Here is a 24,771-nt window from a genome sequence, read left to right as displayed (position 1 = left end):
AACTGCACTTATTCGTTAATCTACGGATTAACAGTTCTAAAAAGCGGCGTAGAACAGGTCGTTTCACTATCTTTATCGAATACTTGTGAAGAACCACTCATACAAAAAGCATTTCCAGTAACATCGCAATCTACGTTTACCAGTTTACAACTGGAAGGGAGTGGTGAATGGATATAACCATTAATAATTGCAGTAGCCGTTTGGCTTTCTTTAGCCGTACTAGTGGTTACAGCAGCAGCACTAGCCAATGAGAATGCTACCATTGGAAGCACCATCAATTTTAAAAAATCTGTTTTCATAATAAAAAAATTAATAATTATTATTTCGATCTACTCTTTTCTACAGGTTTTCGATCTTACCCCTGATACCGGCCAGTATATCTTTCATTTTATTTTTTTAGTTGCGTTAACATTGGGGTCCCAAAAGTATATTTTACAATTTGATGTCCTACTATTGCATACAAGGCCTTTTCAGTTATCAATAAATCACTCATTTTCATTTTATTTTCGTGGTAGATGTAGAAACTGAATAAATAGATTTTATTCGTAATATCATAAACATCAATTATAGAAGCATGGTCCCAGTTTTTTTTACTTTCGTAACGACCACGAAGCCCTGATTGATTAAACAAAAGTTCATTAAAGGCAGCACTTCTTAAATTAACAGTATAAGGCGGAGCTGCAAGTTTACTATCCCCTGATTTTTTGACTCTGACTACTTTTAATTTAGCTCTGGTAGTGGTATCTATAGTCGTAACGTGATGGACAAGTTGCAAAGCTGTATCGGCTACAATAAATTGATTCCGATAGAAATACGTATAAACGATTTTCTTTAAACCCTCACTGTAAGTCAGGGTTCCGTCCGTGTCAAAAATACCGTCTATTTGTTTTTGTAATAAGTGCTTTTGCTTTCTAATTTTTAAAGAATCATCTAAAGCTATTGTACCCAATATATTTTCGTAAGTACCTAATTGTTGCCCTCTAAATACACAAAGAGTAGAATCAATTGGCTGTAATGTAGTAAAGTAAGGTTTTTTGGTAACCCAAATGGTAGCTTTCCAATCAGAAACTAAACCCCGATAAATGATAGGAATAGAACCATCATAAAGAAAAAAATGAGCACCCAAAATTTTTGTTTTAACGGCTCTAAAAGGTAAAGTATCCGGAGTAAGTTGAATAGAATATTGTTTTTTATGTTGCAATGTGCTGTCAAACTCAATGATAGTTAAAGGAGAAATGGTATTTCCTAAATAGATATTTCCTTTAGAGTGGCCGGCAAAGTAAAATCCATAATTATTTAAATTTTTTGTTAAAGTCCTTGATGCAACGTTAGGAGTAAATCGACGAATAAATGGATTTTGCTTCTTCATAGTATCCTCTGATGATAGAAATAAAAAAACAACGAAAAGCACACTTGATACTACTATTAATAACAGTGAGATAATCCCTTTTTTATCATATTGATGAAGCAACAGACTACAACTACCTATGAAAATGAAAAAAAGGTTGAAAATCAAGTGTTCATTCCATCCTAACTTTTCTAAAATTCCACCACAAGAGCATGGAATAAACGAACTAAAATTCAAAATCAAAATAATATATGTAGTAAAAACAGTCATTAAGCCCACTGATAAATAAAGGGCCTTTATTCGACTTACTCGCAGAGATAAAGCAACTACTAGTCCCAATTCCGCAAAAATTACAAGAAACGAGATAGAAGCAGCATAAGCACTTAAAAGTGGAGACTGGCCTAATTGTGTTTGAAAGTTTTCAAAATCAATTAGTTTACTGATTGCAGCATACGTAAACAAAATGATATACAGGAAGCAGACCATCTCTAAAAATACATTTTGTAATTTAATATTCAGTTTCATAGTACTTTTTATTTAAAGCAAAATTCTGAATTATAAAATGACTATAGTTGTCTTTTTGGGAGTAAGAGATGACTAAAACGGATAACTTTAATCCTCAACTGACGAAATAAAACCAACTTCATTTCGCTTTAATTCGTTGGGAGAAAAACCAAATTGTTTTTTAAATGATTTTGAAAAATTTGGATAATTATTAAAACCATTCATGACAGAAATATTTTTTAACGGTATTCCAGTATGTTCAATCATAAAGAAAGCTCTTTTGAGACGCTCTTGATTATAAAACTGATAAATACTAGTCTTAAAAAAATGGCGAAAACCATCTTTTAATTTATGTTCATTAGTACCAAATTTAGAAGAAAGCACCTTTAAGGAGGGAAGGGGTTCTTCAAGGTGTGCTAAAATATAATCATAAAGTTTTTGAATCAATAACGCATCTGCCTTTCGAGTTTTATTATGTTTCTCGTTTTCATTCCCATACAGTAAAGGACTATAAGTATCTTGACGTGCAGGAGTAACCAGATTTATTATAATTTCCGAACCATTAACCAACCTTACAATGTTACTGGCAACCGAAATAGGTAAATGTTCTTTAGGTGTAAAATCTAATGTAATAGTTGTAGGCAAAGTACTATTTGCATCAACTACTTCTTGAAGTTGTTCAAAAGAAGCTGTAGTAATAATGTCCGCCAAAGATAGGTTGATCAACTCAGATTCGGAATGACCCAAAAAGGAAGTAACTTCAGGAGTAAAGCTCTTGATAAAAAAAGACGAATCTAAAACAAATGTGCTTAGAGCTGTAACTTGAAGGGTCTTATGTGTATTAATGTAACCAATTTGAAAAACCGACTCCTGCATTTCTTCCGCTACCATATTAATTAAAACAACTAGCGTTTCCAATTGTTCATCATTTGAACTTAAAGGAATGCGCGTGTTGAAATTGCCACGTGCCATCTCAAATAACATTTGATGAATTGTAACAATACGCTCTTCGTTGTATGTTTTATTCATAAGATTCAACTTTTAATTTTTTATCTTATAGTAAACGCTAAACAAACCCTTTTAGATAAATTAAAGCGTCATCTTCTTTCGTGAAAATTTGAGTAGGTACAGAGGGCTTACTAATCTCTACATAAAAAGTACTAATAATCAAGGAAAGTTTTTCATTTACAATAAGTGCTACTGCTTGCGTCAAAATAGAGCCCGACTGTGCTAAATGATCTCTTCCAGCTTTCTCAGTAGCAACAACACCCCTAATATCACATAAAATAGGATAAGTACATTCGTTTTGAAAATGAATTCTATCGGTTACAACGCACTGGGCTACCCTTAAATCAATAGTAGTATTAGGCTTGTATTCAAAAAAGAGAATGCCCCCAGAGATCCAAAACCTGGCAAAATCATTCTCATAAAAATCATGTGCTGCAATCATGTTTTACGAATTTAATTTTTCTAATTTAACAAAAATATAAACATCTATTAATAAGACACTTGCCAATTTGGGATTATTTGTTGCAATTTGGAAGTTTTAGTTGTCAATTCGGGACTTTGACTTGTTATATCGGGAGTATTGAGGTATTGGATGAAATAACTTTCAATTTTTATGATGAATTTTAGATATCTAAATTTTTAAAACAACTTAAACAATTTAAAAATGGCAAAAATTAAGCACAATAATTTCATAGACACAGTTGATGAGGTTTTATCAGGAGCAAAAAAAGAAGGATTACTACATCTATATGCAGAAGACAAAAAATTGACAGGTAGGACAATCCAAGTTAAGGGAAAGGAAATGTTTCATTTTGGTACAACAGGTTACTTGGGACTCGAACAAGACATTCGGTTGAAAGAGGCTGCAATAGCAGCCATAAACAATTATGGTACACAATTCCCACTTTCAAAGTCATATATTTCGCATCCGCTTTACAGTGAACTAGAGCAAAAAATTGAATTAATGTATGGTATACCACCCATTATAACAAAGAACAGTACATTAGGACATTTAGCTGTTATCCCGACATTGATAAGAGATGAAGATGCCGTAATAATGGATCATCAAGTACATTGGAGTGTACAAAATGCGTGTCAGCTTTTAAAGCTACGGGGAATTCCAGTGGAGATGATCAGACATAGTAATTTGGAAATGTTAGAAGATAAAATCAAACAATTAACTACCAAATGCAATAAAATCTGGTATATGGCTGATGGTGTATATTCCATGTTTGGTGATTATGCACCTATCCCAGAATTATTGGCTTTGACTCAAAAATATTCTCAGCTTAATCTCTATTTTGACGATGTTCATGGTATGAGTTGGCGAGGTAAAAATGGAACTGGTTTTATTTTTGATATGATAGAAGAACTTCCAGAAAATTGTATTGTGGTGAGTACATTAAGCAAAACCTTTGGAGCCAGTGGTGCGACGGTATTTTGCAGGAATCAGAAACTAAGAGATAAAATCAAAAATTTCGGCGGTCCATTAACTTTTTCCGCTCAGTTAGAACCTGCATCTGTAGCAGCAGCAATCGCTTCGGCAGACATTCATTTATCTCCTGAAATAGAATTGAAACAAAAAGTGCTAGCGGATAAAATCGATTATTTTAACCAGTTATTATCAAACGGAAACCTCCCCATAATTTCAAAAAATGATTCGCCAGTGTTCTTTTTGGGTATGGGTACGCCTGCAACAGCTTATAAGTTTGTGCATCGCCTATTTGAAGAAGGATTTTTTCTGAACTTGGGAATTTATCCAGCAGTTCCAATAAAGAATACAGGAATCAGAATAACATTATCGAGCCACAATAAGCTAGAAGATATTACAGCCTTAGCTGATGCAATGGAATACCATTTTCCCAAAGCTTTGGAAGAAACAAACAGTAGTGAAATCAAAATCAGACGGGCTTTTGGAATGGACAATAAAAAAGCAGAAAATATTTCACAATCAAAAGAGCAGGAGCTTTTTATCGAAGAAAAAAATACCATTCAAGATATTGAAAAATCAGCATGGAATCAATACATGGGAAAACAAAATATTTTCGATTGGGATGGAATTGTTTATTTAGAAAAAACATTTAGTCAGCATCCAGACCCGACTAACCAATGGGATTTTTACTATTATATCATTAAAGACAACAAAGGTATCATAGTATTAATGACCTTTGTTACCTACGGTCTTTGGAAAGACGACATGCTGGCTACTGAGTCGGTTTCTATCCATTTGGAAGAAATAAGAAAGACTAATCCTTTATACCTCACCTCAAGAGTATTGGGTATGGGCTCTCTATTTACCGAAGGAGAACACTGCTTTATCAATCAGGAACATCCTTTGGCAGAAAAAGCATTGAAACTATTATTGGATAAGCTAGAAGAAAAATTCAATGACTTAAATGCAGACATGTTAGTTTTAAGAGATTTCGAAAAAGACAACAGCTACAACAAAATAATAGTAGATCAAGGTTATTTCAAAATAGACATGCCGGAATCCTGTGTAATTGAAAATCAAGTTTGGCATTCACACGAAGAGTTTACAAAAACATTATCGTTGCGTTCCCGTAAACATTTCAATAAAGAGATAGAACCTTATGAGAAGTACTATGATGTTGTAATAAAAGATAAATTGAGCAAATCAGAAATAGGAAGAGCATATCAACTCTACAACAATGTAAAAGACAATAATTACGCTATCAATACATTCCGATATACCCAAAAAATTTTCGAAAACATGAATGAAAGTCCCAACTGGGAATTTATAGTATTAGCCCTGAAAGTAGAGCCTGAAAATCCATTTGTAGGAGTTATGTTTTGCTACAAAAATGACAATCATACCTATGTACCGGAATTAATAGGTATGGATTATAAATGGGCGAAAGAATACCAACTGTACAGGCAATTGTTATTTCAAACCATAAAAAGAGCTAATGAGTTGCAACTTCAAAAGATAGATTTTGGAGTGTCAGCCTCATTTGAAAAAAGAAAATTAGGAGCTAGGATAATTCCAAAAGTAGCCTATGTTCAGGCAAGAGACAATTACGCAATGGAACTTATGAATACTTTGCAAAATGATTACAAATCAATTGCAAAATGACGAAAGATATTGACAACTAATATTTAAAAAGATGTTTGAAAAAGCGATTGAATCATTTAATGCTGTCTGCAATGAAATTTTAGAGGCAAACGATACAATGCAAAATAAGGCTTGCAATGGAATTGTATTGTGTAATAAAACATTAACGAACTTAAAAGAGATAGTTGATAAAAATGATTTCAACACCGTTCCGGAGGAGATCGATTTTTTCAAAAATATCAAACCCGTTCCTATGAGTTTATTGATCTATTTTACAGAAGTGCGTTCCTGCGAGCTAAGAATGCCAAAAGCGGGAAACACTTATAAAGTCGAATTCCTCCAAAAAGAATTGCGGAAAATTAATAAGTTCTTTTACAGAAATGCCGATTTTGTGCATTATATGGAACAAGGATACAGTTATCTGGATCATCAATTCTTTACTCGAAACCATCGCGATAATTTTCCCTTTACACCTATGACTGATTATTACCAATTTCCGGAATTTTCAACATCGCAAGACATGCTCTGGGCAAAAGTAAAGGCGATGTATCGATTTATTCATTACATCCGACAAGCACTAAAAAGACTAAAAGTGGATGATTCTGATATTTTTGAAGAAAAAAAGCATAAAGTATTGGTATGGACAGGGCCAAAAACAGCTTTGACAGAATTAATCTACGCCTTGTTTTCTAATGGAACAATCAATCATGGTGCGGCAGATATTAATATGATAACGACATCATTTGAAGATTTTTTCAACATCAAACTAGATAACATTTATAAAACCTATACTGAAATTAAAGCACGTAAAAGCAGTAAGACAAAATTTCTGGAGGAATTAACGCTAAACCTACAGCAAAAAATGTATAGAGAAGACCAAGAATAAAGCCTTAACCACTATGCCCACAAGCAGTAAATCCTGATTTTAAAAGGATATACTGCTTTTTTTTATGCCAGAATCAATCAAAGAACAATTATCAGAAAAATTAAGGTTTTTACTTTTTTCATACTACGAAAGCCATGGGGATAAAATCCAATAAAAGCTGCTGAATTTTATAAAAACATACTAAACAGTACTAATCTAAAAACAGAAATCATGGTTTCACTCATTTTTCATGAGAAGATCACTCAAATAATTGGAGCCTAAAAAGAGAATATTTTAAATCGAATAAGAAATCATCATTTTATGGAGAATTATTTTCCAGTAAAACCAAGGCTTTAAGAATTTTAAATGTTAAAGTTTTTCAGTACTACGAAAGCCATTGGGATAAAATCCAACAAAAGCAACTGAATTTTGTAAAAGCATTTTAAACAGTACCTCTATCTGGAAGAATTGCTACATACTGCGTATTGAACCTAAATTTTTGATTATGAATATCGACAGAATAGAATTTATGGCTTGGATGGAGCGAATAATGGAGCGATTTGACATCCTAATGGAATTGGCAAGTGGGACTAAAAATCAACATGCGATTATTGATGGAGAAGAGCTGTTGGACAATCAGGATATTTTACAAATACTGAAGATAAGCCCACGATCCTTGCAGCGTTACCGCTCTTCCGGTAAGTTACCCTATTATACTATTAGTGGAAAAATTTATTATAAGCTCTCAGATGTGCACCAGTTCATCAGAGAAAGCTTTACCTCTCCCTTGTCCAAAGCAAAAGTCAACGGCTGACAAATGATGTCAATTAAAGCCAACCAAAGAGAAACAGTGGCAGCTTCTTTACTTTCGGCATAGAAATAGAAAATATTCAGATTATGAGCGAACAAACTTTAGATAGACCAAAATCTCCCGAACAATTATCTGAGATATTATTGGTACTGGATAAAGAGAAAAAGAAAATTCAGGCTGTAAAGGGCATTGATAAAAATGGCAAGCTGGAAACCGTTGAACCTATAAAGAAAAACCAGAACCAGTTTATGCGGGTGGATAAGAATGGCGATTTATTTTCTAACTTTTTTTCTAATTTTTTCAGCCAATTAAAGGATCCTACTCGTTTTTCCTTTTTCAAAGTTACTGAACCTGTCGCTATTGATATGGCAAATGAAATGCAAAAACAGATGGATAGACCAACTCCCGAAGTAGAACAGCTGATGAAGCAACACGAAGTGAAAGCAGAACCTGATAAAAATAATAATAAACAAGAAAATAGAAATAGTATGGAAACAACACAGACAACATCGGAAACAGGTGGATACCGTTACAAACCAGAACAGATTGACTGGGAAACAATGAACAATCTAGGATTGAATAAAGAAAAACTTGAAAAGATGAACCTCCTTGATCCTTTATTGAGAGGTTTTAAAACCAATGAGCTTGTACCAGTAAGCCTTAATCTCGGCACTGCCGTTACTCGGATGGATGCACGACTGTCTTTACAACAAAATGATGAAGGAGCGGTTGTGGTTGCTATTCATGGTATCCGCAAAGAACCTAATCTGAATTTTGCTTTTTTCGGTCATGAGTTCAGTAAGGAAGATAAAGAGAACCTGCTCCAAACAGGCAATATGGGGCGTGTGGTCAATCTGATCAATCCTAAAACTAATGAGACCATTCTCTCTATTGTCAGCGTGGATAGGCTGACTAATGAGCTTATTGCTCTGCGAACAGACAAAATCAAAATCCCTGATGAGATCAAAGGCGTGAAACTGGATGATGTACAAAAGCAAACCCTTATGGAGGGTAAGCCGCTTCATATAGAGGGTATGACTTCCAAAAAAGGAACTTCGTTTGATGCAGAGGTACAATTCAATGCCGACAAACGTTTTGTAGAGTTCTTGTTTGACAGGAATAATACCAATAAGCAGGTACAAGGTAATGAGAAAAAACAATCGCTGGAAACTCCGAAAACTTTTAGAGGTAAAGAACTGGATAATGAGCAGTATCAAAAGTTCAAAGACGGTCAGACTGTCTATGTTAGTGGATTGGTGGATAAGAAAGGTAAAGAATACAATGGTTACATCACTTTCAACAATGGGACAAACAAAACAGATTTTTCTTTTCAAAACCCGAACAAAATCAAAGAAGAGGCAAAACCTACCGAAGCTCATAAAACACAGACGGCAGTCAATTCTGAAGGGAAAACTAATGAAGCGACCAAGAATATCAAAGAGCCTTTAAAATCAGGACAAAAAAATCCCGACAGCAAGGAACAGCTGGAGGAACAAGAAGCAGCCAAAGCACCGGCCAAATCTAAAGGCATAAAAAGGTAATTACTAAAAATGTATTGAATTATGAAAGTAGTGATTGCAGAAAAACCAAGCGTAGCCCGTGAAATAGCAGCCCTGTTAGGAGCCACCGAAAAGAAAGATGGCTACCTAATGGGCAATGGCTATTATGTTACGTGGGCTTTTGGACATTTGGTAGGATTGGGTATGCCGGAAGATTACGGAATTTCAGGATTTCAGAAATCATACCTGCCGATACTTCCAAATCCTTTTTTATTGACCGTCCGAAAAGTCAAAAAAGACAAAATCTATGTAGCAGATACAGGAGCGTTAAAGCAGTTAAAGGTAATTGAACATGTTATCAACCTTAGTGAAGAGATTATTGTCGCAACCGATTCTGGGCGTGAGGGTGAACTGATATTCCGCTATATCTATGAATACCTCAAAAGCTACAAACCCTTTGAACGTCTTTGGATTAGTTCGCTGACCGAAAAGGCAATCAAGCAGGGCTTTGACAACCTAAAACCTGGTAGCGATTTTGACGGATTATATCAGGCAGCGCAGGGCAGGAGCCGAGCTGATTGGCTTTTGGGCATAAATGCTTCTCAGGCATTAAGCATTGCCGCAGGCAACGGGATTTATTCGCTTGGAAGAGTTCAGACGCCTACACTTGCTTTGATATGCAGGCGTTATCTGGAAAATAGAAATTTTTCGGTACAGCAATACTGGCAAATACAGGTGTCCCATACAAAAGAGTTCATAGACTTTAAAAGCCTTTCCAAAAACAAATGGCAAGATAAAAAGCTGGTGGAAAATATATTAAAGTCCATGGAAAGAAATGGCAATACAGTTACGGTCACCACTGTAGAAACCAAAAATGTGACGGAACAACCGCCTTTGCTGTTTGATCTGACTGGCTTACAAAAAGAAGCTAATAAAAAGTTGAATCTGACGGCTGAAGAAACCTTGAACATTGTCCAAAGCCTGTATGAAAAGAAATTTATTACTTACCCACGCACTGGGAGTAAGTATATTCCTGAAGATATGTGGGCAGAGATTCCAAATCTTATCAGGGCTTTGCAGGAAATGGTAGCCTTCAAGCGAGCAATAACCAAAGTGAAATGGGGGCATTTCAATAAACGTATCGTAAACGACCTTCGTGTTACAGATCATCATGGTCTGCTGATTACGGACAAAATCCCTTCGGCATTAAAGGCAAAGGAAAATGCCGTTTACAATATGATTGCCTTTCGACTACTTGAAGCAATTTCACAAGCCTGTACAAAAGAGATAACCGATATTACTTTACAGGCTTTGCATTATGATTTTGCCCTGAAAGGCTGCAAGATATTGGAACCAGGTTGGCGGTCCATCAAAGGCAGTTTTTCAGATAATGATACTGGACCTATGCAGGAATTACCCGAACTAAAAAAAGGTGATGAACTCAAAATCAAAGATGCTTCGGTTTTGGAAAAGAAAACCAGACCACCTGTGCTTTATACTGAGGCCGGACTTTTATCAGCTATGGAAACGGCAGGAAAGGAGATTGAAAATGAAGAGGAGCGAAAAGCAATGCAAAACGTAGGTATTGGTACACCAGCCACAAGAGCCGCCATTATTGAAACCCTGTTTAGCCGTAACTATATCCAAAGGGAAAATAAATCCCTGATACCTACCGGTAAAGGATTGCAAGTCTATGAACTGGTCAAAGACAAGAAAATTGCCGATTTAGCAATGACCGCAGAGTGGGAGCTGGCTTTGCAGAAAATTGAAAACAACGAAAGTAATGCGGAAGCTTTTCAAAAAGAAATGGAAATCTATGCCACATCTATTACCAATGAATTGCTGCAAACGGCCATTGCACAAGAAAACACGCCTACCCTTGTTTGTCCTAAATGCAAAAAGGAGCAACTGATTATTAGGGATAAAATTGTTAAATGTCCTGATGAGGTCTGCAACTGGGTACAGTTCCGAAATGTATGTGGTGTGCATGTAAGCATAACTGATATAGAAAGTCTTGTCAATACTGGCAAAACTTCTCTTATAAGAGGAATGAAAAGTAAAGCTGGAAAGAAATTCGAGGCCTATATTGTATTGAATGAAAAAGGGGAAAGCTCCTTTGAATTTGAAAAATCTAATTTATCAGGTAGAAACTAAAGTCTTTAATCAGGCTGTAAAGCGGAATATAGACCGCTTTCCTGAAAACTTCCGTTTCCAGTTGACCCAAGATGAATTTGATACTATAACCTTGAGGTCACAATTTGTGAACTCAAGTTTGAATTATGCGGGAAGGCGTTATCTGCCTTATGCTTTTACCGAACAAGGTATCGCTATGCTCTTATCTGTGCTCCGCAGCTATACTGCCGTAAAAGGATGACCACGACCGTTTTCTCATAATTATAATACCGAACTCTATCATATTGGAGTATCATTTAAAGATCTGGGTAAAAAATGGTTTGCCTTTTCAAGAATGGATATTGAGATTGGCAGAATGCTTCAAATTTTATCCGTTTAGCAAAATTATAAACAAAATATAGTATGGAAACACATCAAAAAGACCTGTCTTATTTCAGGTTACGACTACAAGAATTATTGACTACAAGCTTTCCCGAAAAAACGTATGATGTTAAATTTATTGACCAGCGTTCAAGTTGGGCTTCCAATGCTTATGAAGGAGCATTTCGGGCAGGAAACCCCGTCAGTCAATGCAATCATATTGCTGATTATGTTTTATTTGAAGGATTGTACTTCTCCAGATTTGATACCGTTTTTCAGGTGGTTTGCAATGAGTTTGATACTACAATGGCAGACGAAGAACTACGACCGTTTGCCTTCAAGATGTTGCCTGTTTGCGACCCTGTTTTTACAAACTACAAATTGGAGGATGACTTTGCCTATTCTTCGGAGTTTGAACTGCTCTATACCGAACTGACTGGAACTATAGCCATTTGGATAGAAGAAAATGGGCTTCAGTAAACGTCAACATCTCCAAAGGAATATTGATGCCTTACGAATTGCTTTTGAACTGGAAAGGGAGAAACGGAAAGCCACGATAGGCGAAAGACTGCTAATGATGCAATACAGCGGATTTGGCGGTCTTAAATTCCTGTTGAACCCTGCCAAAAAACCGATAGACATTAACCATTGGAGGAAAACTGAACACGAACTCTTTTCACTTACACAAGAACTCCATCAACTTCTAAAAGAAAATGCAACTGACGAGAAGCAATACCAAAGGTATGTGGACAGTATGCGGAGTTCTGTACTGACTGCATTTTATACTCCGCCTTTGGTTATTGATGCTATTTCTGCTCCCTTAAAAGAAAACGGTATAAACATCCGAAAATTTCTAGAACCTTCTGCCGGTATCGGCTCTTTTATAAAATCTTTTGCCGATAGAGACTCACCTCAGGTTACCGCTTATGAAAAGGATCTGCTTACAGGAAAAATTTTAAAGCAGCTCTATCCCGACAGTTCTGTCAGAATAAACGGTTTTGAAGAAGTACCAGAAAGAGAACAAAATAGCTATGATGTGGTTGCTAGTAATATCCCTTTCGGTGATACTTCCGTTTTTGATCTTTCCTATTCTAGAAGCAGGGATACTGCAAAAGTACAGGCTGCTCGAAGCATACACAATTACTTTTTCCTGAAGGGAGCCGATATGCTCCGTGAGGGCGGTATACTGGCTTTTATAACTTCACAGGGTGTACTGAATAGCCCTAAAAATGAAACCATTCGTAGGGCATTGATGAAGGATAATAATCTGGTTTCAGCAGTTCGATTGCCAAACAACCTGTTTACTGACTATGCCGGTACGGAAGTCGGTAGCGATTTGATAATCCTGCAAAAAAATTCTACAAAGAAAAGTGTGACCCAAGCGGAAGAACTGTTTTGTCAAAGCAAAATAGCGGAATACAATAAACCAAACAATGCCTTGTTTCAGGATAACGTAAGGATTGTCCATACTACGCGTGTGCTTGGTACTGATCCGTACGGACAACCTGCATTTATCTATACGCACACGAATGGTGTGGAGGGAATTGCCAAAGACCTGAAACAAATGGTAACGGAGGATTTTAGAAAACATCTTGATATTGGCTTGTATAAAGGTGAACGGAACGATTCGTCTGTCGTACAAATTCCGATAAAACCAACGGTTACACCTCCCGTTTCCGGACCTGTATCAATTACATTGGAAACACAGATTTTATCTGCTTCAACAACAAATAAGGACATTGTAAAAGAGGAAAGGCAACTGAGCATTTTTGATCTCTTTGAAAATTCAGAAGAACTGGCTGCTGTTGCCACTCCTGTTAAAGCAATTGCAACAACAAAACAACCAGCCAAAAGAAAAAGAACTGTGAGCGGATATCAGGGAAACCTGTTCAGCGGTTTGATGCAGCAACCTCCTGTTCCTATTTCTCCAGTAAATAATACTCCAAGTGAAAGAAATGCGCAGGAAGTCATTGGCGATTTGTTTTCAGTAGTGAACAGAAATGGTGTGATCGAAAAGATTACCTCAGAGAACACTATTCCCGAACCTGCAATTTATACCAAGGGAATACAGTCTTTTCATCGTAACGATAGCCTTGCAGTGGATAACGGCTGGGTAGGTTATCTTAAAGATTTTGAAAGTGATAAGAAGCAGGCAATGTTTCATCCTCTGCAATTATCATCCTTGCAGAAAGTAAGGGCTGAAGCCTATATTTCTGTACGGGATAGCTATCTCGATTTATATCAGAAGGAAGCCGAACTGCAAATTGAACATAAAGAAGAGAGAGAAAAATTTGATAAGGCTTACGATGCCTTTGTAAAAAGGTACGGCAACCTAAACAGTGCTGATAATATCAAGCTTATCAAAACAGACAGTTCAGGTAAGGAAATCCCTTATCTGGAACGTGTGGTGGGTGGTGTGGTACATAAGGCAGATATCTTCCACCGTCCGGTAAGCTTCTCCATTATCACATTGACTGCTGATAATCCTGATGAGGCTTTGGCCGCATCGCTGAACAAATACGGCAGGGTTGATTTGGGGTATATGTCCAAAATCAGTGGTATGCCATCCGACAATTTGAAAGAGGCATTACAAGGACGTATTTTTTACAATCCTTTGGAAAAGGAATATGAAATAGCTGAAAGATGGATAGCAGGCAATGTGGTGGAGAAAGCCACAGCTGTAAAAACATATCTCGAAAACAATCCCTATGATAGGCAGGCCAAACAAAGCCTTACCTCTTTAGAAGAAGCTCGTCCAAGACGAATTGAATTTGAAGAGCTGGATTTCAATCTTGGTGAACGCTGGATACCGACAGGGATCTATGCTCGCTTCGCTTCTCATCTTTTCGACACAGAGGTGCGCATTCAATATTCTGAAACTTCCGATGACTTTTCTATAAAATGCTACCAGAAAAATGTACATATATGGGATAAATATGCTGTCAAGTCTGAAAGTCGAACATTTGACGGGATTGCTCTGCTGAAAAATGCATTAGTTAACACCACTCCTGATATTACCAAAAAGGTCATGATTGATGATAAGGAGATCAAGGTACGGGATATGGAAGCCATACAAATGGCAAATACCAAGATTGATGAAATTCGTACAGCATTTAGTGAATGGCTTCACGCCCAAAATGATGAGTTTAAAAAAAGACTAACCAACCAATATAATGATACCTTTAACTGTTTTGTACGACCGCAATACGACGGAAGTCATCAGGAATTTCCCGGACTGGACAGAAAAGGCTTAGGTATTAACGATTTGTATTCGAGCCAAAAAGATACAGTATGGATGATCAAGCTGAACAACGGTGCCATTTGTGACCACGAAGTTGGAGCAGGAAAGACATTGGTGATGTGTACGGCAGCACAGGAAATGAAACGTTTGGGAATGGTACACAAACCTATGATAATAGGATTGAAAGCCAATGTTCATGAGATTACAGAAACGTACCGTGAAGCCTACCCACACGCTAAAATTATGTATCCTGGTAAAGAAGATTTTACCCCACAGAAAAGGCAACGGATTTTCGGAGATATTAAAAACAACGATTGGGATTGCGTGATATTGACCCATGATCAGTTTGGCATGATACCCCAGTCAGCAGAAATGCAAAAGGAAATCCTACAAGTCGAACTCAACAGCGTGGGAGATAATCTTGCCGCTTTAGAAGCACAGGGCAAGGAGATTTCAAGGGGAATGCTCAAAGGTGTAATCATTAGGAAGCAGAACCTTGAAGTTAGGTTGAAAACATTGGAACATGACATCGAAAACCGAAAAGATGATGTAGTGGATTTTAAGATGATGGGCATCGACCACTTATTTGTTGATGAAAGCCACCAGTTCAAAAATCTGATGTTCAATACCCGCCATGACCGGGTTGCAGGTTTGGGCAATATGATGGGAAGTCAAAAGGCTATGAATCTGCTTTTTGCCATCCGCACCATTCAGGATCGCATACAAGGAGATATGGGCGCTACGTTTCTTTCGGGAACAACTATCAGCAATTCTTTAACCGAGCTATATCTATTGTTCAAATATCTGCGTCCAAGAGCATTGGAAAAACAGGGTATCAATTGCTTTGATGCTTGGGCGGCTATCTATGCAAGGAAAACGACTGATTATGAGTTTTCGGTAGCGAATAATATCGTGTCAAAAGAGCGCTTTCGTTACTTTATCAAAGTGCCGGAACTAGCACAGTTCTATTCGGAAATTACAGATTACAGAACCGCTAAGGATATTGGTATAGATCGTCCGGAAAAGAACGAGGTGCTTTATAATATACCGCCTACACCAGATCAGGAAGTATTCATCCAGAAATTGATGGAGTTTGCAAAATCAGGTAATGCTATCCTATTAGGGAGACCTCCGCTGACAGATCGGGAAGGAAAAGCAAAGATGCTGATTGCTACTGATTATGCCCGTAAGATGTCGCTCGATATGCGAATGGTAAGCGGTAAATATGATGACCACCCAGATAACAAAGCTTCTCATTGTGCAGCCAATATTGCAAAGTATTACCAAAAGTTTCATGCGCAGAAAGGAACACAGTTTGTCTTTTCAGATTTAGGCACTTACAAGCCAGGAGAATGGAATGTATATGGGGAGATCAAGCGAAAGCTTGTAGAGGACTACCGCATACCGCCACATGAAGTACGTTTTATACAGGAAGCTAAAAATGATAAGCAGCGTAAGGAACTTATCAATGGTATGAATGAGGGAAAAATCCGTGTGCTGTTCGGTTCTACCGGCATGTTGGGAACTGGTGTAAATGCACAGAAAAGAGCCGTTGTCGTTCATCATTTGGATACCCCGTGGCGACCAAGCGATCTTGCCCAACGTGACGGAAGGGCTGTCCGAAAAGGCAATGAAATCGCCAAATTTTTCGCCGATAACAAGGTGGATGTAATTATCTATGCAGTCGAAAAATCGCTGGACAGCTACAAGTTTAATCTGCTGTACAATAAACAGCTTTTTATTGACCAGCTTAAAACCAACAATCTCGGAAAGCGGACCATTGACGAGGGAAGCATGGATGAAAAATCGGGTATGAACTTTTCGGAATATGTAGCTATTCTTTCGGGCAATACCGATCTTTTGGAAAAAGCGAAGCTGGAAAAACAGGTTGCCGGATTGGAAAGTGAGAAGCAGGCATTCAACCGTTCCAAGTTCAGCTCCAAATACAAACTGGAAGATATTTCCGCTACTCTGGATTCTGCCGAGTCACGATTGGAACGAATGAGCCTTGATAGGGAAAACCTGGAACAACGCTTACAAAAACGACAGGATGGTACGATACTAAATCCTGTCCAACTTGATGGATTATCGTCTAATGCAGATATGAAACAGATTGGAACCAAGCTTAACCAGATTGCCGATAAAGCTCGTACTGGTGGTCAATATGAAGAAATAGGCAGCCTATATGGGTTTGCATTGTTAGTTAAAACCGAAATGTCCGAAAAAGAGGGTATTGATATTAGGGTCAATCGTTTTTTGGTACAGGGTGAAGGCAACATAAAATACACCTACAATAATGGCTTGATTGCTAATGATGAAAAGCTTGCGTCAATGAACTTCCTTAATGCTTTGGAAAAAATACCTGGCTATATCGAACAGCAACAAAAGAAAATTGCTGAATTGCAAAAAGATCTTCCTGTACTTCAGGAAATGGTCAATGGGACGTGGACAAAAGAAAGCAGGCTGAGCGAACTAAAAACCGAACTGGCGGCCATCGATAGGAAGATACAATTGTCAATTGCTCCAGAACCGAAAGATGAGATGACTGAAGGGCAAAAAAGTACAATTAAAATAGATGATGTTCAGGGAAAATCTTCTGTGCGTTTAAAAACAATGTAAATCTGGAACAAAACAAGAAGCTACATTTATTGGCTGATTCTTTTTGTACTATCCTTTTGCACCAAATGCTGTAAATCAGGGTCATTTTTAATACGCTCCAATTCAGTTTCAATTACCTGAATAATATCCAATTTTATCTGTCTGTAATTAGCTTCGATTTCCTGCTTCATCATATCTTCTCTTGCCTCGTTTACGAAAGATAGTATTTCCGGTATTTTTTGATAGTTTTTGGTTTCAGCAGCTACTTTATCATTGTCTACAACAATTTCAGCATGGAAGATTTTCTGTTCGATACGTTCATCAAAATTGTCTGATACAGCCCCTACAAAAACACCTTGGGTCAATGTAGAAATTTTAGATGCAGGAATGAGGCTGTCCAATTGTGTGGAAATGGATGTCGACGTATCATTACGGTTGATTGACAAACTCTGCCTTTTCTGCAACACCTTACCAAAACGTTCCGAAAGGTTTTTGGCAGTTTCTCCTACCACCTGACCACTGAATATATTGCCCACGGTATTTTGTATAACCTTACTTTCTTTGTCTCCATAATCACGGGTTAATTGTGAATAATCCTGAAAGCCCAAACAAACGGCCACCTTATTACTTCTAGCAGTGGCTATAAGATTGTCTAATCCACGAAAGTAGATGGTAGGCAATTCATCAATGATGACTGAACTTTTAAGCTGTCCCTTTTTATTAATAAGTTTCACAATTCTTGAATTGTATAAACCCAACGCTGCGGAATAGATATTTTGACGGTCAGGATTATTACCTACACATAGTATCTTCGGCTCTTTAGGGTTGTTGATGTCCAGTGAAAAATCATCTCCTGTCATAACCCAATACAATTGCGGTGAGATCATTCTTGACAAAGGAATTTTCGCAGATGCTATTTGTCCCTGCAACTGGTCTTGCGCGCCACCTTGCCAGGCATCCATAAAGGGTGATAGATAATTTTCCAATTCCGAATAGGTGGTTAGGATTGTAAAGACGTCAGCGTATTTTTTGTTGAGCAGTTCAATGGCGTGTGGAAATGTGCAGTATTTGCCGTTTTCATAGATTTTAAGAAACCATATAATAGCCGCTAAAAGAATAATCGGGCTTTCTACAAAGAAATCCCCTTGCTTTTGTATCCAACTCCTGTTAAGATTTAGCATGATGGTGTAGGCCGATTCGTAAGCATCGGATATATCGGTCATAAAATCTGGATTTATGGGATTGCAACGATGGCTTTTTCTAGGGTCATCAAAATTAATGACGTAGAATTTCGGTTTTACCTTGTACTTATCAGTGTGTTTTAGTAAATGATTATAGGCAATTGTAGATAGGTCGTCAAACTTAAAATCATAGATATACATTGAAAAACCTTTTTCAATATGCTGCTTGATATAGTTGTTTACTACAGCATACGATTTACCCGAACCGGGTGTACCCAATACAATGGTCGCTCTAAAAGGGTTTACAATATTGATCCAACCATTGTGCTGTTTTTTGTTGTACCAGAATTTGGTGGGTAAGTTCACGGAATATTCGTTTTGCATTAGCTTAGTTTCCTGCTGAAAACTTTCGTTCTCATTATTGAAAACATCATCCATCAAATTGGTACGGAGCAGACGGCTTATCCAAATTCCTGCTACCATAAGGGAGATATAGCCCAAACCTGTGGTAAGGATATAGAGAAATGTAGCGATGTTTAATGATAGTTTTAACAATGATGTGTTAAGAAAGAATAGTACAAAACCAATTCCCAAAACCACATAAATTTTTGTCCAAGTTATCTTTTCATTCTTTACGCCTTTTGTTCCCAAACAGCTTAATGCTAATAATATCAAAACAAAGACTTTGGTATATAAGATGTGTGAAAACAAGCCCGACGTTCTGTCGAAATTACCTAAGATTTTGTTGATGATTTCTAATGTCCAGCCACGTTCCATAAAGAAACCGTAACAGAACCAATAAAGGTGCATTAGTACTAAAAGGATACTCACTGCCCGAATAAAAGCCATTATCTTGGCTAATCCTCTTAAATCGTCTTCTCCCTGCATTTTATAATTATTAAATGTTCGGTTGTTAATTTAAAGGCAGTGCAGCATGGTTACAAAAAAGTGGCAGACATTAGCGATGCATGACAGTGTTTGGCGTTAAGGAGCTCCAACTAGGTTCGGATTTTATTATGATTTTTTAGTAAATTTATACTCTTGAAAAATTTTTAGGTTACATCATCAATTTGATAATCAATATTAAAGAAGAAAAATATGAATTGGAATAATCCTGATGCTGATCCAGGAGAAAGTGAAGATGAATATATAGCTAAGAAAAGAGAAGAAAGTGATTCTGCTACTGGACTAATGTTTGTAATCGTTGGGGGTTTTATTCTAGCCTTAAAAATAGCTGCTATTTTCGGTATGTTTTTTTATGCAGGATTTTTACTGTCTCAAAAGTTCTGGGGAGAAGAAACCGACAAATTTAAAATTTGGGGTCTCTCTCTATTATTTACCTACTTTATTTTCTGCATTATTTATTTTTTTAAAGGAACTATCATTGGCTTGCAAGCAAAGAACAGGAAGTTATGGATATTACCTTGGGTAACATGTGTGTTAATATGCTGTATTATTCCAGCACTCATAATAAAATCATTCGTTGCAGGTATGTTCAATCTGACAGAACGACAAAGTATATTGTGTATTGGGTTGAGTTGGGGAGCATTTATACTTTTTTCATTATATGTCTATGGTATTTATCAGTTCAAGACACCAACTGCTCCGAAGATTTTGTACTGGAGCTATGCATTGGGATTGAAAGTGTTTTTATAATAAGGAATTCATAATAAACGTAAAACCTACTTACCTCTCTTACGTCTTCTTTTCTTCTTCATTTTATTGGTAAAGTCCTGTTCTTCGTAATCTTCTCCTTGTGCCTCAGGCAACAGTCCTCCAAAACTTTCCATCATACTAGTTTCATTTGTGCTGGAAGCGGTGATTTCTTTGTTTAGGAAATCGAATAATTCATGGGGCTTTTCGGCTGGTGGATCTTTCATTGCGTTGTGCTGAGATATTTTTGGATGAGGTTCGTTAAGCCTTTTTATTTCCGGTTTGATATTATGGTTCCAATAATCATTAAAGGTATTGGCAGAAAATTCCTTTCCCAATCGGGATCCGTTCCAAATTGCTTTAGAATTATGGTCTATAAAAGTTATTCCGTAAATACGCCCTTTGTCATTTCTCCGTACCACTACGTTAATGCCCTGTTCGCCTAATCGCTTTTTAAAAGCCTGCTCATCACTTGTTGATTGCAGGGCAATGGTAACAGTAGCTTTAATGGTTGGCTTTGTCGGGTGGTCTTTCAAAGCCTCTTTGCTTTTTGCAAAATGTAATTCCAAAGCCGAAAGCCCAGCATTTTTACCGAATAGGGAAGCCTTGAGTGGATGCCCAGCTTTTTCTCCTTTTTCATTTAAAGGAAAGTATAATAAGCCTTGCTTGATTTTTCCTTGCAGTTCGCCTTCTATTTTTTCAGTGGTAATATTGAACAGGGAAAGCAAAGCATTATATTCCCCCAACGTCTGGAATTTATAATACTTAGGCAGATACCGGACAACCGAAGCAATCTGGCTTTTTATATCTCCTGTTTGGTAATTAACAGGACGAAAAATCTTGTCATTCTGCCGATGTCCTTTCTCCGTAGCCGATAGTAATCCATATTTGTTTTCGAGTTCACGGCATACCTTCATAGACCTTCTTTTTTCAAACTTATCCGAAATCTTTTTGCCTTCTTCATCCACACAAACCGATACAATATGAATATGGGTACGGTCAATATCCGTGTGCTTGAATACTACAAAAGGCTGTTCCCCATAACCCAGCTCCTGCATATAATCCTGAGCCATCAGTTTGAACTTTTTATCACTTACATTATCCTTCGGGTCAGGATTGAGTGAAATATGTAAAATTGGTTTTTCAGTATTGCGGTTGGCTATCAGATAAGGTTCGAAAGATTGGGTCAATTGAGCAATGGAATACTGCGCATTAGGTGTTTCAATTATTCTATTGGCAAACAGAATTTGCCCGTTTTCTTTCTCCACTTTGAGCTGATTGTATGCCAAAGCTCCGTATAAATTGCTCCCTCTTCCGATTTTTGCTATCATTTCAACACTATTTTTTCAAATGATTTGCTTCAAACTCTTCTGTGAGCTGAATAATTTTTTGACATAATACTGCCATTTCAGCCGTTTGTTTTTCTAATTTGTAGAGATAAGCTGCTGCTTTTTTCTCCGAAAAATTGCGGTACAACAGCTTTACGACCTGATTATAATTAACGCCAATGGAACGGAACTGACTGTGAAAAGAGGTTAACCTCATATAAAAATCTAACACAGCTTTGTCTATTTTGACCGTTTTAATCTCTCTTCCAAACAATACGGAAATGATAAATTTTGCTTTATTGACCATTCCCGATGCTTCAAAAAGCGATAATAATTTCGCATTTTCTTCGTCCGTAAGGCGAAAAACGTGGCGGTGAATACTCGGATTGCTCTTGGGCGTCCGTCCGCCTTTATTCTGTTTTCTGTTACTGTTTTCGTTCATCATTAATCCATTTTTAACTTTAGTAAAAAGCCTGACTTCGGAAGGCTTTTCAGCCCCCAGCAGGGCAAGTTGTTTTGAGGCACGAACTCAGTTTCGAGTGCCTCAAAACACAACTTGCCGTGTTCTGGTGAACACAAAAATCCGCCCTTCGGGACGGATTAAATAAAGCAGGGATAAACGGCTTCGGGCCGTTCACTTTCTTACTTGATATTTCATAATATTTTTGCATAAGTCCGTTAATAAAAATCACTTTACAAAGTAAACTCCTCTTCAGTAGAGCATTGAGCTGTGTTGCAGTGCCAAACAGTGCCAATGAACGCCAATTCGTTCCACCTTAGAATAAGGACGTATATATCTGCATTTCTTTGTACCTGCAAGCGGATGTAAACAGATAACTATGTTGGTATGTAGTTCCTTAATTATGTATGTAGTCACTTGTGTATGTACAAGCGTACGGATGTGGATAGATGCAGTTGAGGATATGAAATCATATAGTTGTATATGTGCATATTTACAGACTTGGGTTTGCATATAACTTGGTCTGATGATACAAACCTATATGTATAGCTGCCTAAAAATAGAGGTACATATGTTAGTATTTAAGCAGAGCAATACCTGTTTAAATGACCACATAGCTTTCTACAAAACTGCATACGTATAGGCAATAGCAGATAAGTATCTACCAACGCAACGATATAAGTAAATAATTAAATACAGTTAAAAATGAAAACAGAACACAAAACAGTATTCATTGCTTTTTCTTCCCAAAAGGGAGGTGTAGGCAAAACCACCTTTACGGCACTTGTGGCCAGTACGCTACATTATCGCTTGGGCTACAATGTAGCCGTATTCGATGCCGATTTTCCACAACATAGTTTAATGAAAATGAAGACCCGTGATTTGGCTATGGTGATGGAAAATGAATTTTTAAAAAGGGTGGCATTCAAACAATTTACAACCATTAACAAAAAAGCTTATCCAATCATTCAACATAAAGCTGAAGGTGTACTGGAAGCTGCGCATGATTTTTTAGAATCCATTTCTTTTCCGGTTGATTTTATCTTTTTTGATCTTCCGGGTACAGTAAACACTCCCGGTATTTTGAAAGCTCTGGCGGGGATGCACCATATTTTCACACCTATCATAGCAGATCGTGTAGTTATGGAAAGTACGCTCATTTTTACCCAGCTGATGAAGGATGTTATTATGAAAAAAGGAGAAACCTCCATTGTAACCATTAACCTGTTTTGGAATCAGGTAGATGGTCGTGAACGCTCGCCCTTGTATGATGTTTATAATAAATTGATTGATGAGTTGGGATTAAGTCTGATGCAATGCCTTATCATGAACAGCACACGTTTCCGCAAGGAGAGCGAAGCCGGTGCCAAGACCGTTTTTCGTTCAACTTTAATGCCTCCCGATGAACGTTTGATGAAAGCTTGCCGCTTAGACCAGTTTATGACGGAATTTTTAAGAATCGTTCAATTATAATAGTATGGAAAAAGACAATAAGAAAAAAGCTATTCCTGAAATCAACGAAGAGCTAATGATGAATTTAATGGTAGATGGAGTAAAAAAGGAAGGGTTGCAACTTCCGCCGGAAGAACCCGAAGCTCCTATGAAACCGTTACAGGAAAAACCTTTACTGAAGGAACGTAATAGAACCAAAAAAGTAAATGAACAGGATTACGAAAGTATATTTTTCAAAAGACCTGGTACCAATGCCCGTGATGGCAAAACGGTATATATTCGACCGGATTTCCATGAGAAACTGTCTCGGATCGTACAGGTAATAGGCGAAGATAAGATAACCATTTACGCCTACTTAGACAATCTTCTCGAATATCATTTTCAGGAGTTCGGCGAGCAGATTACCACAAGTTTCAATGATAAATACAAACCTATTTTATAATTATGGAAACAGTAATCGTTATATGCCTACTGATTGTTATTGGGCTGTTGTTGGAGGATAAGATTGTCATCAGGAAAGGGGAGGAGCAAAAACCAATACAGGAAAAAACTAATCCGAACCTGCCCGATATCATGGGGCAGCCCAAACCGATGAGAAGTCTTTCAGTGCCAATAAGTGCCACTGAAAGACAAAATAAAAACCAGGAGCAAGAAACGGATAATTTTGATATTGAAATCGACGAGGAAGATGTCGATATACAAATTCCACAGGAAGAACTGGACAAAGTTTTTGGAAATATAGCTGATTTGGAGGAAGAGGAAGAAGAATGGAACAGGTATGGAATATCTAGTGGGGATAACGGTTTTGCCCAAGGGGTTACCTTTGAAGAACTAAGCTCCGTGGGGATGCTGCTGCAAAAAGAAAAATTGGAGCCATCTCAAAAGGAAACAGCAGTTGCTATAGTTCAGAAAATACAAGGAACCGAATTATTCACCTTACTGGAGAATTCTATGGAAAGTGCTTCCCGTAAAATAGCTGAGCTATTAGACGGGAGCCTTTTTTCTGAAACAGATGCCGGTTCTTTCTTTTTGCGGAAAAATGATTTTGAGGATTTTGATATTGGGGAGTTTGTGTAGGCTACCTAAATATTTGTTAAGAAAGTTAATTACTTTAATAATTTGCTATAGCTCTTATTTTAGTTTCATCTTTTGAGTAAATACCAAAATCTTTTATTAATCCTTTTGATTTTAATTTAGTTAACAATTCTCTATTGAAAATATTATCAATAAAAACTGGTTTATGCTGTTTTAAAAATA

The 24,771-nt window shown here is 37.1% G+C and carries 19 protein-coding genes; 12 read left to right on the top strand and 7 right to left on the bottom strand.

Annotation, left to right across the window (positions count from 1 at the left end; genetic code table 11):
• Window positions 1–20: 20 nt before the first annotated feature.
• The 4 genes from DNC80_RS07130 to DNC80_RS07115 all read right to left on the bottom strand — a co-directional run bounded on the left by DNC80_RS07130 (window position 21) and on the right by DNC80_RS07115 (window position 3,302).
• On the bottom strand, window positions 21–299 hold the full coding sequence (locus tag DNC80_RS07130) for a DUF6520 family protein (RefSeq protein WP_086452579.1): 279 nt from the start codon (window positions 297–299) through the stop codon (window positions 21–23).
• An 89-nt stretch (window positions 300–388) separates the two neighbouring features.
• Window positions 389–1,873, bottom strand: a complete 1,485-nt coding sequence (locus tag DNC80_RS07125; RefSeq protein ID WP_086452580.1) for a MauE/DoxX family redox-associated membrane protein — start codon at window positions 1,871–1,873, stop codon at window positions 389–391.
• Between the two features lie 87 nt (window positions 1,874–1,960).
• The gene (locus tag DNC80_RS07120) at window positions 1,961–2,881 is read right to left on the bottom strand and encodes an AraC family transcriptional regulator (protein WP_182650434.1); all 921 of its coding nucleotides are present in this window, start codon (window positions 2,879–2,881) and stop codon (window positions 1,961–1,963) included.
• A gap of 37 nt (window positions 2,882–2,918) precedes the next feature.
• Window positions 2,919–3,302, bottom strand: coding sequence for a hypothetical protein (locus tag DNC80_RS07115; protein ID WP_086452582.1), 384 nt, complete (start codon window positions 3,300–3,302; stop codon window positions 2,919–2,921).
• 222 nt (window positions 3,303–3,524) lie between these two features.
• Here DNC80_RS07115 and DNC80_RS07110 point away from each other — a divergent pair, with 222 nt between their 5' ends.
• From DNC80_RS07110 to DNC80_RS07075, 8 genes are all read left to right on the top strand, one after another.
• A complete protein-coding gene (locus tag DNC80_RS07110; protein ID WP_086452583.1) occupies window positions 3,525–5,954 on the top strand; it encodes a bifunctional aminotransferase class I/II-fold pyridoxal phosphate-dependent enzyme/GNAT family N-acetyltransferase in 2,430 nt (809 codons plus the stop codon).
• Window positions 5,955–5,985: 31 nt separating this feature from the next.
• The gene (locus DNC80_RS07105) at window positions 5,986–6,819 is read left to right on the top strand and encodes an RteC domain-containing protein (protein ID WP_113667154.1); all 834 of its coding nucleotides are present in this window, start codon (window positions 5,986–5,988) and stop codon (window positions 6,817–6,819) included.
• A gap of 484 nt (window positions 6,820–7,303) precedes the next feature.
• Window positions 7,304–7,612, top strand: a complete 309-nt coding sequence (locus tag DNC80_RS07100) for a helix-turn-helix domain-containing protein (protein ID WP_086452585.1) — start codon at window positions 7,304–7,306, stop codon at window positions 7,610–7,612.
• 83 nt (window positions 7,613–7,695) lie between these two features.
• Window positions 7,696–9,150, top strand: coding sequence for a DUF3945 domain-containing protein (locus tag DNC80_RS07095; RefSeq protein ID WP_182650432.1), 1,455 nt, complete (start codon window positions 7,696–7,698; stop codon window positions 9,148–9,150).
• Window positions 9,151–9,171: 21 nt separating this feature from the next.
• Window positions 9,172–11,262 (top strand): type IA DNA topoisomerase, encoded by a 2,091-nt coding sequence (locus tag DNC80_RS07090; protein ID WP_113667151.1) that lies wholly within the window; start codon window positions 9,172–9,174, stop codon window positions 11,260–11,262.
• Window positions 11,204–11,482, top strand: a complete 279-nt coding sequence (locus DNC80_RS07085; protein WP_086452588.1) for an ORF6N domain-containing protein — start codon at window positions 11,204–11,206, stop codon at window positions 11,480–11,482. The genes DNC80_RS07090 and DNC80_RS07085 overlap by 59 nt, the downstream gene beginning before the upstream one ends.
• Window positions 11,483–11,643: 161 nt before the next feature.
• A complete protein-coding gene (locus DNC80_RS07080) occupies window positions 11,644–12,081 on the top strand; it encodes a DUF1896 domain-containing protein (protein WP_086452589.1) in 438 nt (145 codons plus the stop codon).
• Window positions 12,068–17,461, top strand: coding sequence for an N-6 DNA methylase (locus DNC80_RS07075; protein ID WP_182650430.1), 5,394 nt, complete (start codon window positions 12,068–12,070; stop codon window positions 17,459–17,461). Before DNC80_RS07080 ends, DNC80_RS07075 begins: the two co-directional genes overlap by 14 nt.
• A 26-nt stretch (window positions 17,462–17,487) precedes the next feature.
• Here DNC80_RS07075 and mobC read toward each other — a convergent pair whose 3' ends face one another.
• On the bottom strand, window positions 17,488–19,509 hold the full coding sequence (gene mobC, locus DNC80_RS07070; RefSeq protein WP_166137744.1) for a conjugal transfer protein MobC: 2,022 nt from the start codon (window positions 19,507–19,509) through the stop codon (window positions 17,488–17,490).
• 210 nt (window positions 19,510–19,719) lie between these two features.
• Here mobC and DNC80_RS07065 point away from each other — a divergent pair, with 210 nt between their 5' ends.
• Window positions 19,720–20,277 (top strand): hypothetical protein, encoded by a 558-nt coding sequence (locus DNC80_RS07065; RefSeq protein ID WP_131910616.1) that lies wholly within the window; start codon window positions 19,720–19,722, stop codon window positions 20,275–20,277.
• Between the two features lie 26 nt (window positions 20,278–20,303).
• On the opposite strand, the gene mobB is transcribed toward DNC80_RS07065, so the two are convergent.
• Both mobB and mobA read right to left on the bottom strand, forming a co-directional pair.
• A complete protein-coding gene (gene mobB / locus DNC80_RS07060; protein ID WP_131910617.1) occupies window positions 20,304–21,605 on the bottom strand; it encodes a conjugal transfer protein MobB in 1,302 nt (433 codons plus the stop codon).
• A 7-nt stretch (window positions 21,606–21,612) separates the two neighbouring features.
• On the bottom strand, window positions 21,613–22,044 hold the full coding sequence (mobA, locus tag DNC80_RS07055; RefSeq protein ID WP_131910623.1) for a conjugal transfer protein MobA: 432 nt from the start codon (window positions 22,042–22,044) through the stop codon (window positions 21,613–21,615).
• Window positions 22,045–22,767: 723 nt separating this feature from the next.
• Between mobA and DNC80_RS07050 the strand changes: the two genes are divergently transcribed.
• From DNC80_RS07050 to DNC80_RS07040, 3 genes are read left to right on the top strand one after another with little or no spacing between them, the layout of a single operon-like run.
• Complete coding sequence (locus DNC80_RS07050) at window positions 22,768–23,535, top strand: ParA family protein (RefSeq protein ID WP_131910618.1); 768 nt, start codon at window positions 22,768–22,770, stop codon at window positions 23,533–23,535.
• 4 nt (window positions 23,536–23,539) lie between these two features.
• Complete coding sequence (locus DNC80_RS07045) at window positions 23,540–23,956, top strand: DUF3408 domain-containing protein (protein WP_131910619.1); 417 nt, start codon at window positions 23,540–23,542, stop codon at window positions 23,954–23,956.
• 2 nt (window positions 23,957–23,958) lie between these two features.
• A complete protein-coding gene (locus DNC80_RS07040) occupies window positions 23,959–24,591 on the top strand; it encodes a conjugal transfer protein TraD (RefSeq protein ID WP_131910620.1) in 633 nt (210 codons plus the stop codon).
• Window positions 24,592–24,771 lie beyond the last annotated feature (180 nt).

It is taken from the genome of Flavobacterium sp. SOK18b (genome assembly GCF_014156605.1).
GTDB lineage: Bacteria > Bacteroidota > Bacteroidia > Flavobacteriales > Flavobacteriaceae > Flavobacterium > Flavobacterium tiangeerense.
Note: the sequence above shows the minus strand (reverse complement) of the source record. Positions and strands in the feature narration are given on the sequence as shown.